Annotated in this window: 12 protein-coding genes; 8 read left to right on the plus strand and 4 right to left on the minus strand. The window is 48.4% G+C overall.

The window, feature by feature from the left end; all coding sequences use genetic code 11:
* Positions 1 to 166: 166 nt before the first annotated feature.
* Positions 167 to 3,466 (minus strand): DUF5695 domain-containing protein, encoded by a 3,300-nt coding sequence (locus QMK20_RS03375; RefSeq protein ID WP_283654596.1) that lies wholly within the window; start codon positions 3,464 to 3,466, stop codon positions 167 to 169.
* A 398-nt stretch (positions 3,467 to 3,864) separates the two neighbouring features.
* Between QMK20_RS03375 and QMK20_RS03380 the strand changes: the two genes are divergently transcribed.
* Positions 3,865 to 4,503 (plus strand): pentapeptide repeat-containing protein, encoded by a 639-nt coding sequence (locus QMK20_RS03380; protein ID WP_283654597.1) that lies wholly within the window; start codon positions 3,865 to 3,867, stop codon positions 4,501 to 4,503.
* Positions 4,504 to 4,514: 11 nt separating this feature from the next.
* Entirely contained in the window at positions 4,515 to 5,120 is a 606-nt protein-coding gene (locus QMK20_RS03385) for a pentapeptide repeat-containing protein (RefSeq protein ID WP_283654598.1), read from the plus strand.
* A 14-nt stretch (positions 5,121 to 5,134) separates the two neighbouring features.
* Here the strand turns inward: QMK20_RS03385 and pdxR are convergent, their stop codons facing one another.
* Entirely contained in the window at positions 5,135 to 6,640 is a 1,506-nt protein-coding gene (gene pdxR / locus QMK20_RS03390; RefSeq protein ID WP_283654599.1) for a MocR-like pyridoxine biosynthesis transcription factor PdxR, read from the minus strand.
* A gap of 115 nt (positions 6,641 to 6,755) precedes the next feature.
* Here pdxR and QMK20_RS03395 point away from each other — a divergent pair, with 115 nt between their 5' ends.
* The 6 genes from QMK20_RS03395 to QMK20_RS03420 all read left to right on the plus strand — a co-directional run bounded on the left by QMK20_RS03395 (position 6,756) and on the right by QMK20_RS03420 (position 10,911).
* Positions 6,756 to 7,367, plus strand: coding sequence for a pyridoxamine 5'-phosphate oxidase family protein (locus QMK20_RS03395; RefSeq protein ID WP_283654600.1), 612 nt, complete (start codon positions 6,756 to 6,758; stop codon positions 7,365 to 7,367).
* Between the two features lie 201 nt (positions 7,368 to 7,568).
* Positions 7,569 to 8,156, plus strand: coding sequence for a TetR/AcrR family transcriptional regulator (locus tag QMK20_RS03400; RefSeq protein WP_283654601.1), 588 nt, complete (start codon positions 7,569 to 7,571; stop codon positions 8,154 to 8,156).
* A gap of 112 nt (positions 8,157 to 8,268) precedes the next feature.
* Positions 8,269 to 8,370 (plus strand): hypothetical protein, encoded by a 102-nt coding sequence (locus QMK20_RS03405; RefSeq protein ID WP_014599460.1) that lies wholly within the window; start codon positions 8,269 to 8,271, stop codon positions 8,368 to 8,370.
* A 358-nt stretch (positions 8,371 to 8,728) separates the two neighbouring features.
* The gene (locus QMK20_RS03410) at positions 8,729 to 9,184 is read left to right on the plus strand and encodes a MerR family transcriptional regulator (RefSeq protein ID WP_283654602.1); all 456 of its coding nucleotides are present in this window, start codon (positions 8,729 to 8,731) and stop codon (positions 9,182 to 9,184) included.
* A 41-nt stretch (positions 9,185 to 9,225) separates the two neighbouring features.
* On the plus strand, positions 9,226 to 10,455 hold the full coding sequence (locus tag QMK20_RS03415; RefSeq protein ID WP_283654603.1) for an MFS transporter: 1,230 nt from the start codon (positions 9,226 to 9,228) through the stop codon (positions 10,453 to 10,455).
* Positions 10,456 to 10,482: 27 nt separating this feature from the next.
* The gene (locus QMK20_RS03420) at positions 10,483 to 10,911 is read left to right on the plus strand and encodes a universal stress protein (RefSeq protein ID WP_283654604.1); all 429 of its coding nucleotides are present in this window, start codon (positions 10,483 to 10,485) and stop codon (positions 10,909 to 10,911) included.
* A gap of 87 nt (positions 10,912 to 10,998) precedes the next feature.
* Here the strand turns inward: QMK20_RS03420 and QMK20_RS03425 are convergent, their stop codons facing one another.
* Both QMK20_RS03425 and QMK20_RS03430 read right to left on the minus strand, forming a co-directional pair.
* Complete coding sequence (locus QMK20_RS03425; protein ID WP_283654605.1) at positions 10,999 to 12,390, minus strand: aldehyde dehydrogenase; 1,392 nt, start codon at positions 12,388 to 12,390, stop codon at positions 10,999 to 11,001.
* A 31-nt stretch (positions 12,391 to 12,421) separates the two neighbouring features.
* Positions 12,422 to 12,724: an ArsR/SmtB family transcription factor gene (locus tag QMK20_RS03430; protein WP_283654606.1), complete on the minus strand. Its 303-nt coding sequence runs from the start codon at positions 12,722 to 12,724 to the stop codon at positions 12,422 to 12,424.
* Positions 12,725 to 12,867: the final 143 nt, after the last annotated feature.

Genomic DNA, 12,867 nt, shown 5'->3' on the forward strand with positions numbered 1-12,867 from the left:
TCTAAAACGGGCAGCAACAAGGCTTCCACGTGAGCCGCCCGCCTTTTTTACTCAAATGAATAGGGCATAAAACCATTCATAGCTTGAATGATTCACGATACAAATCATTCACGGCACGAATCATTCACAACTTAAAAAGTTAATGGTATAAAATAATTACATCCGCTTAATCTGCTCCTTCAGCATACGAACTGGATACCATTTTAGGGTCTGCAACAGCGTTGCTTACCGAGGCCAAACTGCGAATCTCCTGAGCTGTCAGCGCTCTGTTGTAGATGATCAGCTCATCTACTGCCCCGTTCAGATAAGGATCATCAAACTGGGATTTTCCAATATAGTTCCGGTCCGTCAGCCCAAGGCTGGACGGCTTTAACGTCATGTTCGTATTTCGCGTCGCTTCTATACCGTCTACATACATAATTCCCGTGTTGTCCGACAGTGTCACGGCCACATGTTTCCAGACCCCTGTCGCCAGTTCCGGGGCATTTAACTGCTGTTCCTCCCCGTTACCCGAGACGGTGATGGCAAAGCGCATACCTGTCCCTTCGGCCTTGGGTGCCAAAAACATATACCGATCCGTGCCTGCCCCAAAATCAAACAGGCGGGCCCAGCCGTTATGGGTGTTCACCCGTACCCAGGCCGCAATCGTAAAATCGTTAACGCTGCTGACCAGACCACCTGGCAGGCTGGCATAGGTGGCTGTTCCGTTTAAGAGCAGAGCATTGCCGTTCCGTCCAACGCCCCACGAGCCGCCGTTCACATTAGCTTGCTGCCCATTGCCTGACAAATCGGCTGCGGTAGATCCGCTTGTTTCATTAAAATCATATTGGGCTACAACGTCTCCGGCTGGAGTCGGATTACCTGAGCCTGTCTGAATACGGATATCGTAGGAGGCCGCCGTACCGATATTCAGTCTGACCGTAGCCGATGAGCCGTTAACAGCTGTGACGGAGCCGGTTTTCGTTCCGTCTACGAGCACGTCATACGTACCTGCGGCCAGTCCGGTCAAGGTCAGGATGGTGGAGTGGGCTGTGCCCGTTGTTGTATTTTTCAGCGTCAGACGGACGTTATTTTTGGATTTGGCCACGATAGCCGAGGTGTATTGGTCCCGATTCAGTTCCAGACTCAGCTTTTGGGAGATCAGATGCAGCCGCTGGAATACACCGTCCTTGGGAGTGATCGTATAGTTGTTACCGCTTTCTGTAACGTCACAGCCATAGCCATACAAGCCGAAAATGGGATCGACAGCAATGTCCGAGCTTAGAACTTTAATTGCTCCGAACAGCCCCAAATCCGCTTCCCCGGACATGCCGCGCCAGCCGTTGAAGAGCGGACCGCCGTCCAGACCAAGAGCACCGTAATTGCCCTTTCCCGCCTGATACGTCCACGATACCGCGCCGATATTGGCTGGATCGGAGCTGATCTGTCCCGAGTTAATCGCCCCGATGTTAGCGAGCTTAGCGGCATAGGACAAGCGTTGATCCACTTCGGGCTTGGATGAATAACGGCGTGTCCAGTCATCCATCGCGTAGCCTGCCAGCGAGGTGGTGTACTGGAAGTTCCACCAATTTTCCCCGGTAATCGTGACCGGATCGGCGTAGTAGTACCACACAGGCATATGTCCGCGTGCGGCGCGTGTTTTGGCGTTGATTTTACTCATCATCGTCGTATTGCTGTTCATTTTGGCGAGCGTATATACCGCTTCCTCACCTGTATTGTCATAGTTATACTCGGAGCCGTAGGGATAGGTGGTGTTTTTGAAATTGTTGTACTTGGTAGCCATTTTGGCGATCAGGTCGTTAGCCTCGGTGGTCAAGCCTTCTTCCTGTAGCGCTTTAATGATATCCGGCGTGGTCAGTTCACCCATGAGCCCTGTGTTCCAGTTGTAGGCGACAGGGCCTTCATACAATGCCTTGAAAATACGATAAGCGCGCAGCAAATACGTGTTTTTGCTATTGCGGTAGCTAATCAGGTTCGGATACAGCTTGGCGAGCTTATACATGCTGAAAAACGTGTTGTAAATATGCGGATAGGCATAGCCCCGGTACGTCGGTGTTGTGTTGGGCTGCGGCATCAGGAAATCGGGAACCAGATAATCGGTATGATGGCCTTCCATCAGATTTGTCCAGACGGCAACCTCCAGATAATCATCGACTGCTTTAATCTCGGATGCCACGGGCTTCTGAACGTTTCTCTCAGCCAGGAACTGGCCATGGGTTAATCCCCAATCGTCACCCCAACCCCAGTAGCCTGCAAAGCTGTTGCGCTTGGCCTTATATTGCATCATCCAGTCGTCAAACACCTTGTCCCGCAGGTCGCCCGGCATATTCCATTGGGTGCTGTTGACCATGAAGGTAGAGTGGCGCTGAAGTGCAGCATCGACTGGCTCGATGGCATAGAATTGGAGAACGGTTTTTTCGCCGTTACCGTAGTTCACGGTAATATTGTTGTGCCCCAGTCGTCCCAGTGTAAGTTCATATATTTTATGGTTTGTAGGGGCTGTTTCCAGATAGCTGATGGTCGTTTCGGACGGGTATTGCGCTGTGACAGAGGTAATGGATTTGCTGGTATGCAGATCGAATTTAGCCTTGAGATTCGTCGGGAAAATCATGCCCGGAACCACGGTCACATCCACATGTCCCTCGCTGTACAGCCTGTCCTTCACGGCCTGCTCGTCCGCTACCTTGTAAAATTTAAAGGCATACGTTTTGCTTTCGCCTGGAGCCAGCGACAGACTGGTGTTGGAAAGATAGCCACGGTTGGTGTTCTTGATGACATTGGAGTGGATATAGAACACATTTAGTCCTTCGGACCAGCCGCCTTGCTCCATAGCCCACGTGCTGCCCGGGTGCTCCTCGACTCTCCAATGGTCCTGATATTCGAGACTTGCGCCTGTAGAGGAATCAGGGGCTAGCAGTAGATAAGGCCCGATGCCGCTAGGCCGTCCAGCGGTAATAAAAGAGCTGTTATGCCCTACAAAGGAGTGGGAAAGTACCCTTGTTTCATAGATTTGTTCGTTATTGCCGCCGGACCAATACTCGTTAAACGGCAGCGGAAGCCCCCAATCTCCGATTTCCAGCGTTTGATTGGAAGTGTTCGTTACTTTCATCTGCCAATGCAGGTAATCGTTGACCAGCGAATACGTTTCATTTAATGTAAAATTACGTATTCCCTGATTGTTTGACGAATTTTGATACGATACCTGAACACTACTGCCGGATGAGGTGATCGTCCGTGCATCCGCAGAGTTGCTTGTCCATGCCCGAGTCCACGCCCCGTTACCGAGACGGTAGGTAAACATGAGTTCACCAAGCCACTGATGATCTGCCGTATTTTGTTTGGGTGCGTTGGAGCTGTTCATGACATAGTTCGTATTGAATGTGTCTCCTACCAGACGTAAGGAAGAGATATCCCCGTAATCTCCGACCGAGATGGAGAACATATTATTAGATAGCTGTACTGCCATGCTATCAACCCCCTTAAAAAAAGGTTCGTGAGTATACTCACAACGTTAATATATGTGGCAGAAATGCTTTTGCTACGCTATGTGTGGAGATTGATAGAAAATAGATTCGTATATTAGGGTACAGGAACGATAGATTGTAATAGTGGCTAGGTGGCGGGTTTCATTCGTGAAATTTCGAATCAGACCAATCTGCTCAGTTAGGAGCTAAAGGGGTTTGTTAACAAAATCATTACCTACGAAGAATAAGAGCTACCTGATTGTAGAAAGCTTAGGTGTCGCGCTGGGTAGCGCGGCTTTTTTCATTTTACAGGTACGTGTATAAAGCCATTGTTACTGCGGTGCATCATCATATAAACTAGACATATGTCGGAATAAGCACTCAGAAGGTGGAGATAGCTATGGAAATTAAGATAGAGTTGCCGAAAATTCCTTCAGACTTACCTGTATTAACCGATGAAATGTACTCCTTACGATCCAAGGATGAATTTAACACGGGGTCTGTAGAGGATATGACCATGGATAATGTGGAAGCTACCAGGGTTTCGTTTGAGAAGATGACTTTTAAAAATGTTACGGTTATGGAATCGTCATTGCCGGAAAGTGAATGGACAGATGTTATTTTCGATAAATGCGACCTGTCTAATATTAACTTTTCCGGTTCCTTTATTCACCGGGTAGAGTTTAGAAATTGCAAACTTCTCGGAACAGACTTCTCCAGAAGCAGACTCCAAAATGTTCGTTTTCTGGATTGCTTAGGGGATTATTCAATGTTTCGCTTTGCCAATTTCAAGCAGGTTGGTTTTGAGGATTGTTCATTGATAAGCTCCGACCTTTATCATTTGACGCTACAAAAAACCTTTTTTACCCGTTGCAATATGGATCAGGCCATGCTGTCGGGGTCCAAGCTCAAGGGGATTGATCTGAGCGATTGCGAATTTGATGGGCTACAGGTGGATATCGAAGACCTGGACGGGTGCATGATCTCTCCACATCAAGCTTCGTCTTTTGTGGGGCTGTTAGGGCTAGTGATTAAATAAGGGGGATCATTATGTTTCAGTATCAGGAGCAGCAATATGAGGGCATTGATTATAGCGGGAAAGATTTAAGGGATGGTGAACTTATTCGTTGCACCTTTGAACGTTGTACCTTTACGAACGGTTCGTTGGAGGAAATCATGACCAGCGAATGTCGTTTTATCGAATGTGATTTTCAAGGGGCACTGTTGAACGGTTCTATTCATACTGAATCGGCTTTTATAAATTGTAACTTTATTGAAGCCAATCTGTTCGTCTCCAAATTTAGCAATTGTAAAATGACGGGCTCAGACTTTTCAAAAGCAAAAATAGACGGCATTACGCTCGTTCAGGGCGATTGGTCTTATACCAATTTGCGGCAGGCCCGGCTGGAAAAGCAGGATTTGAGAGGAGTACGCTTTTATGAAGCCGATCTCTCGGATGCCAATCTGCAGAAGGCAGACCTCAGAGATTGCGACCTGACCAGAGCTATTTTAGCTCATGCCAAGCTACAGGGAGCCGATTTACGTGGTGCTACTATGGATGGAGTCGATTTTAAAGCACTTGTTGTCAAAGGTGCACGGATGGATCGGGACCAGGCGTTGGCGTTCTTACGTTCATATGGTGCGAAGGTCGATTGAGGCGAAGATTCCACTCATTTTTTAATACTATCCCAAGCCTGGCGCAGACGGTTAATGCCTTCAATCATTTGGTGTTCCGTTAAATGGGCAAAAATAAAACAGGCGGATGGGGGACCTGGCGTCAGTTGGTAATCGGCTGCATCACGCCATGTGACTCCGAAAGACCGGGCCGCCTGCATCAATTGCTGATACTGAGCAGGCTCATGCTTCCAGACCGCATAGGCATGCAGGCCGCAGTCAGTCTGATGCCAGTGAAACAGTCTACTCAACTGCTGCATTTCGCGCTGGAACACCTCGTAACGTGATCTGTACATCCGGGTCATCCGGCGCAGATGGCGAACAAAGTCGCCGCGTATCATAAAGCGTGCCAGTGCGCGCTGTTCCAGACGGGCAGGCGGCAGAGGGTCATATAGCCGTTTGGCGGCTGTTAGCGCTTGAGTCAGTGCAGCGGGCAGAATAGCGTAGCCCAGTCGAAGACTGCTGAACATGCTTTTGGAAAAGGAACCGACATAGATGACACAATCCGCGCGATCCAGTGCTTTCAGCGGTTCAATCGGTCGTCCTGCCCAACGGAATTCGCTGTCATAATCATCTTCGATAATCCACGCGCCTCTGGACACCGCCCATTGCAAAATATGTTGACGGCGTGCTAATGGCAATACAGCTCCGGTTGGAAACTGTCGTCCCGGTGTAACAAATAGTAATCTGGAATCCCAATCCTGCGGAATAATTCCTTGTTGATCCAGCTCAGCAACTTGCACCTGTCCGCCCGATGCGGTAACCGCACGGTGAATACCGGGATAACAGGGATTTTCCAGCACGATGGGATCTTGCTCATTAATAAGCAACTGGCATAATAAGGTGATCACTTCCATGGAGCCACTGCATAATACGACTTGATCTGGGTGGGCCATAATTCCCCGCGTTCTTCCAACATGCTGACAAATCGCTTCACGCAACCATTCATCGCCATTCACGGGTGCTGTCATCAAGGCAGACGAAGGCTTTTGCAAGTCTTTTCCAGCGGCAGCCGTTGCGCTTTTCCATGCGGTCAGTGAATTGCCTTCCAACACCACTTCTCCTGCCTGAAAAGAAATCAGGGGTTGTTGAGCCGCATCTTCATTTACACCAGAAGCAGAAGACGGCCGTGACTCTCTTTCCATCTGCATAATCCGTTGTCCCCATGTGGACAGAGCTGGGGGTGTTTGTTTAACAGAAGGTGCTTGCCGGGTCTGCTTATCAATCGATGATGTGTTGGGTAGCAACGCGGTTTGTTCAATGACAAAAGTCCCTCTGCCTACCGCGGTTTCCACATACCCTTCTGCCAATAGCATATCGTAGGCTTCTGCAACACTGCCCCGCGAAATTCCATACATCACAGCCAGATCACGACTTGAAGGCAGGCGCGTACCGCTGGCAAGTGATCCGTTCAGAATTCCTTCCCGAAGAGCATGATACAAGGCCAAATATTTATGATGATACAGTTGAATAGCACGCTGATAAGCAATCGTAATATCCATAACCTTCTCCTTCCATTGGACTACTCATTTTCGATCATATTGGATCTATTCATTGATCCATCTTCAACATAATCTGAAATGTATCGCTGGTCAATAGACGAAAGGAGCATGATCCATGAGAAGAAAAGAATTTACGGTGGCAGAAGAAGAGGAAATAGAGCTATTTCTGAGCGAGGTCAGCTTCGGTTTTCTGGGTATGAACAGCGAGGATGGGTTCCCGCGGGTTGTACCCTTGAATTTTGCTTATGGAAATGGTGTTTTTTATATTCATGGCAGCCGTGCCGGAGAGAAGATGGAACGGATGATGGAGGACAACCGGGTTACTTTTTCCGCTGCCAAAGAGTATGCGCTCATCCCGTCTTATTTTACGGATGAACATATGGCATGTCCGGCGACATCATTTTTTAAAAGTATTACCGTGCGAGGTCATGCGGAACAGGTAGTGGAACTGGAAGAAAAGGCATCTGCCTTTTCCATTTTTATGAGTAAGCTGCAACCGGAGGGCGGCTATGAACCTATCGATGCCAGCGATCCCCGGTATGCTTCACGTCTGAAAGGGGTCGCGCTGATCAAGATTGTACCGGATGAGTGGACCGCCAAATTCAAATTCGGGCAGAATGTTAAAGAGCAGGAACGTCAACAGATTATCGACGGTTTGCAAAACCGAGGGCGGGATGATGATCTGACAACCATTGAAATGATGCGCAAATATTGTCCTCACCACTGATCCGGCGTCATCATTCTTGCTTGCTCACGGTCTAATTGGTTAATACTACCTTAAAGGGAGATGCCCTTATATTTTCAAAACCTTCATTTCTTCTGTATTAGGACTTTGGAAGGACAGGCATATATCATCCTCAAGCCCGTTGTTCTTACCGCAAGGGAACCTTATAATACGATAGATTTGTGGAGTAAGGGGGCAAGGACCGTGACGAGAGCAGGAGTCAGAAGTCGGGAAGGTCGACGGTTGTTACTGGAGGCGGGGGCTGAGGAGTTCGCTCAGACCGGTTTTTATCAGACCAAGGTAAGTTCGATCGCGGCGCGTGCGGGATTGACGCAGCCGGATTTTTATATTCATTTTGAGAGTAAGGAACAAATGTATGAGGAGCTTGTTGAGAGCTTCCGAGTGTTGGTGAATGAGACGGTCCAATGCATGAAGGTGGAACCGGATCAAAGCCAAGCTGAAATTTTGAGCCGGGGGCTAGTGTTTCTGGAATCCGTTTTTCGTATGTTATCCAATAATTCGGCGATAACCCGTGTCGGATTTTACCAGGCGTCGGACTCGGTGCGTATCAAGGCAGAAATGGCAGGTCATATTAAAAAGCATCTGCTTGCGGCACAACGATGGGGTTCTTGCCGTGAGGAATTGGACCCGGAGCTGACGGCGGAATGCGTCGTTGGTTTGATTGAACGGTTGACGTTAACCAAATTGCTGACTGGACGCGAAAGTCCATCCGTACTTGCCAAGCAGACGCGAAACCTGCTGTATCACGGCATGCTGGCGCATGGAGGATAACGGAACCAAAGCGAAAGACCTACATTTGGGCGGGAGGCGCGGCATCTGTACCTATCATGGTTGGCAACATACGCATAAGATGCTTTTGTAAACCATGAAGGGAGGAATCAGTATGTCTGGAGTAGGCGCTGGTTATGGAGCTTTCACATCTACAGGAGCGATTCTGGTACTTTTCATTTTGCTCGTTATCATCTCTAAAGCATTCGTTATCTAACTCGTTGTTAACAATCTGAATTGAATTCAGGCGATGTATTTGTAATCAACGGAGGGAGGAGGAATTTGAGATGGGTGAAGTAGACAGAGGTTGTGGCGGTGGTGGCTACGGCATGTGGACTTCCACTGGTGTTATTCTGGTACTCTTCATTTTGCTGGTTATCATCACTCGCACTATTTTTATCTAAATTATATATTTCATGGGCTTGAGCGCCGATGCTTCGCGCCTATGAACATGCAAGTCAAAACAGGAACCGTCTCTAATAGGAGCGGTTTCTTTTTTTCTCCAAAGTTAACGTTGACGTTAACGTTAGATAGGCGTAGTATTTATATATAAACTTTTTCATAAGGTGGGTGTCATGGTTACGTATAAAATTGACGAGGTCGCCAAGCAATGCGGTTTGACCAAGCGAACCATTCGTTATTATGAGGAAATCGGTCTGTTGCCCTCCCCGCAGCGCAGCGAAGGGAATATGCGGCTGTATACGCAGGAGGATGTGGATTTACTGAAAAAAATTGTGAGTGCCAAGGAAGTGCTTGGTTTCTCCCTGCAAGAGCTTCAGCGTTACATGTCCGCTGCGGAAATGCTCAAGGGTCAGCGGGAGGAATATCGTGAACGAACGGATATCCTGCATCCTGTTGAGCGCCGGGCCATGTTGGAGGATATGGAGGTAACACTGAACGAACAACTGGAGCTGATGGAGGGTAAAATCAACAGCATCCGTATGCTCCAGACCGAGCTGGAGGAGCTGCGGGTCAGGGTTCGCGAACGAAAGGTTCTGCTTGATAAGGAGCTTGGCAGCGACCCGTCATAAGCGAATCATTTTACATTTAGATTTGGAGGTTACATCCTACTATGAGTTCACAACACGCATTACCTGATGAGTTAAAGTTACCTGATGAGTTAAAAAAACAGGCAGGCTTGCTGTCTCAGCCCAAGGCGGTATGGGCGGTTGCTTTTGCCTGCGTTATTTCATTTATGGGACTGGGATTAGTCGATCCTATCCTTCCGGCCATCGCCGATCAGCTTCATGCCACCAAGAGTCAGGTGTCACTGCTGTTCACCAGCTATAATCTGGTGACAGGCGTAGCTATGCTGATTACGGGCGTAGTGTCCAGCCGATTGGGTGTCAAATGGACGCTGCTGACCGGGATATTGTTGATTATTGTGTTTGCCGGGTTGGGAGGTACAGCCGATACGGTTGGCGGGATTGTGGGCTACCGGGCAGGCTGGGGTCTGGGGAACGCTCTGTTTATTGCTACGGCGCTATCTGCCATTGTTGGTCTGTCCACTTCGGGAACAGCCAAAGCCATTATTTTGTATGAGGCGGCCCTGGGTCTCGGGATTTCGGTCGGCCCGCTGCTTGGCGGTGAGCTAGGCTCCATTTCTTGGCGCGGTCCGTTCTTCGGTGTAGCTGCGCTGATGGTGGTGGGATTTTTGTTCATTACATTTATGCTGCCTTCGATTCCGAAGCCTAAAAAGCGCGGTTCGATTGCTGATCCGTTCAAAGCGCTCACTTATCCGGCCCTGCTAACGCTGGGCATTGTGGCTTTGTTGTATAACTTCGGATTTTTTACGCTGATGGCGTATTCTCCATATGTGATGCATTTGGACGAGCACGGTTTGGGCTATGTCTTTTTCGGCTGGGGGATTATGCTGGCCTTTACCTCGGTGTTTGTAGCACCGAAGATTCAAGCACGCTTTAGCGTGGTATCTTCCATTAGTGTCATGCTGACGCTGTTTGCCATTGATTTAGGCGTTATGGCGATAGGAACAGTCGCAGGCTCACCGAAGACCGTCATTGTTGCGGTGATCGTGGCTGGTATTTTTCTGGGGATTAACAATACATTGATCACAACGGCTGTGATGCAGGCAGCTCCGGTGGAGCGCTCCACGGCATCTGCGGCTTACAGCTTTATGCGTTTTTTGGGTGGGGCAATCTCGCCGTGGCTTGCAGGGAAGCTGTCCGAGTGGTATACGGCGGAAACTCCATTTTATTTTGGCGCATTGATGGTACTGCTGGGTGTAGTGGTACTGATCGTACGTCGTCGACATATGCAGGATATACAGATTGATGCTCACTAAGAATGAACTTCTGAGGAGGAAAAGAGTATGAGCGAATACAAGCATATTCTGGTTGCGATCGATGGTTCGGAACACGCTATGAAGGCGTTGGAGACAGCCAAAGCGCTGTCCAAACAGCTTCAGGGTGAACCGCGTCTGACCGTATTGCATGTGAATCCGGCTTTATCCATGAATGAGCCCCCGGTTGGGGTGGATGTGGATGAGCGAATGGAGGAGGAAGGGCGTCATATATTGGAGCCAGCATCCGACTTTTTGAAGGACGAGGGTATTTTGTACCGTATGCTGACGGGTCATGGTGATCCGGCGAGCATCATTTGCCAAAGTGCAGAGCAGGAGCAGGCGGATCTGATCATTATGGGAACACGGGGCAAAGGGCTGGTTTCCGAAATGATCCTGGGCAGCGTCAGCCATCATGTGATCCAGCATGCACCTTGCCCTGTGTTGACGGTAAAATAAACGGTAAAAAAGCCTGTCTGAAAAGGGACGGAGATACGCATGATGCGTATACCTCCCCAGATCAGCCGGGCTTTTTTAGTAGTGATATCAGCGAAAAATTTTCCGAACCCACTTGAGTTTATCCCCGTAAGGCGGGAATAGAAGCTTGTTGTTGACCTTGGAGTTTTTCTTCATGATACTTTTGGTGTGAGAGAAGAGATCAAAGCTATATTTTCCATGGTAACCGCCCATACCAGCTGCTCCAACGCCTCCGAAGGGCATATGAGGGTTAGAAATATGAGACACCGTATCGTTCACACATCCACCTCCAAAGGACAGGCGGGTAAGCACTTCATGTTCAACCTGTTTATCTTCTGTAAATAAATACAGTGCCAGTGGCTTCGGATGATCCATTACCGTTTGGATGGCCTCTTCCAACTGTTCAAATTCCAGCATCGGCAGAATCGGCCCGAATATTTCATCCTGCATCGCAGCATCTGACCAGGATTGGGACTCCAGAAGGGTAGGTTCAATATAGAGGTCTTCCCTAAGCGTTGTGCCACCAAAGCGTATATTCTCTCGATCCTGCTCAATCATAGCAGCCAATCGGTCAAACTGTCGCTCATTAACGATACGGCCGTAATCGCTGCTTTGCTGAGCATCCTGACCATAAAAGCTTGTAATTGCAGCTTTCATCTGCTCCATTAGTTCCTGCTGAACCTCTTTATGGACAAGCACATAATCAGGGGCAATGCAGGTCTGACCCGTATTCATCATCTTTCCCCAAATAATACGTTTGGCCGCAATCTCAATATTCGCGGATTGATCCACAATGACCGGGCTTTTTCCTCCCAGCTCCAGAGTGACAGGTGCCAGATTTTTGGACGCCGCCTCCATGACAATTTTGCCAACCCCCACGCTCCCCGTAAAGAAAATATAGTCAAAAGGGGCGTTAATCAACGCGGATGTGACCTCCTTTTCGCCTTCAATCACCCGGATATAAGACTCATCGAAGGTTTCACGTATCAGCTTCTTGATGACGGCGGCAACGGCAGGTGTATTTTCGGATGGCTTCATAACGACCCCATTCCCTCCGGCGATGGCACCAATGAGCGGCTCAATTAACAATTGAAATGGGTAGTTAAACGGCCCGACGATTAGTACCGTTCCGTAAGGCTCCTTGTACATATAGCTTTTGGTTAGAGGATGATAAATAGGTGTTTTCACCTTTTGGGGCTTCATCCATCGCTTGAGGTGCTTTGTCATATAACGAATACTGTCCAGAGTAAAGCCGATTTCCGTAGTGTAGGCTTCAAATTCATTTTTGCGTAAATCCTGATACAAGGCGGTCATAATCGGTTGCTCATAACGTTGGATGGCATGGGTCAACTTCCGTAACTGCTCTAGCCGAAACTCAACACTGCGGGTTTGCCCACTGTGAAAAAATTGGCGATGCTGCTGTAAAATGTGGCTGACCTGCTCTGATGTTAGCTGCTCCATAAAGTACGTACCCTCCTATTCATCCTTTCTATTAAAGGCAGTCCCGCTCCAGCGTTGTAACTAGGTTTTTCAATAACTGTATCGAATCCTCCAAGGCTAAAAAATAATGATGCTCCGTGCCTCGTTGTTCCAGTTGGACGACTCCCGCATTCTTCAGAAGCTTCAAATGGTGGGAAACGGCAGGTCGTGACAAAACCAAATGCTGCGTAATATCGTTGACGGTCATTTTGCCATTCTCTGAAAGTAACAGCAGAATATCCTGACGGTGCGGTTCGCTTAAAGTCTGAAAAGTAGGAATGCACGCTCGAAGCAGCTCGATTGCTTGTTTTCCCATACTATAGTATCTCCTTAAATGTTTAATCATTTAAACCTAATGGAAGGAGTATAGTCTTTTTGATGTGAGTATTCAAGTCGAGCAAAAGAATAACATACAAAATAACACTAGATACAAAGAACCACCGGATACAGGTTCTTTCG

Origin of the sequence: Paenibacillus sp. RC334 (assembly GCF_030034735.1) — a bacterium.
Classification (GTDB): domain Bacteria; phylum Bacillota; class Bacilli; order Paenibacillales; family Paenibacillaceae; genus Paenibacillus; species Paenibacillus terrae_A.

Excerpts from the sequence above, each read along its gene's own strand:
- QMK20_RS03375 (WP_283654596.1), bottom strand. The coding sequence starts at position 3,466 with ATGGCAGTACAGCTATCTAATAATATGTTCTCCATCTCGGTCGGAGAT.
- QMK20_RS03395 (WP_283654600.1), top strand. The coding sequence starts at position 6,756 with ATGAGAAGAAAAGAATTTACGGTGGCAGAAGAAGAGGAAATAGAGCTA.
- QMK20_RS03430 (WP_283654606.1), bottom strand. The coding sequence starts at position 12,724 with ATGGGAAAACAAGCAATCGAGCTGCTTCGAGCGTGCATTCCTACTTTT.
- QMK20_RS03425 (WP_283654605.1), bottom strand. The coding sequence starts at position 12,390 with ATGGAGCAGCTAACATCAGAGCAGGTCAGCCACATTTTACAGCAGCAT.
- QMK20_RS03385 (WP_283654598.1), top strand. The coding sequence starts at position 4,515 with ATGTTTCAGTATCAGGAGCAGCAATATGAGGGCATTGATTATAGCGGG.
- QMK20_RS03410 (WP_283654602.1), top strand. The coding sequence starts at position 8,729 with ATGGTTACGTATAAAATTGACGAGGTCGCCAAGCAATGCGGTTTGACC.
- QMK20_RS03415 (WP_283654603.1), top strand. The coding sequence starts at position 9,226 with ATGAGTTCACAACACGCATTACCTGATGAGTTAAAGTTACCTGATGAG.
- pdxR (WP_283654599.1), bottom strand. The coding sequence starts at position 6,640 with ATGGATATTACGATTGCTTATCAGCGTGCTATTCAACTGTATCATCAT.
- QMK20_RS03405 (WP_014599460.1), top strand. The coding sequence starts at position 8,269 with ATGTCTGGAGTAGGCGCTGGTTATGGAGCTTTCACATCTACAGGAGCG.
- QMK20_RS03420 (WP_283654604.1), top strand. The coding sequence starts at position 10,483 with ATGAGCGAATACAAGCATATTCTGGTTGCGATCGATGGTTCGGAACAC.
- QMK20_RS03380 (WP_283654597.1), top strand. The coding sequence starts at position 3,865 with ATGGAAATTAAGATAGAGTTGCCGAAAATTCCTTCAGACTTACCTGTA.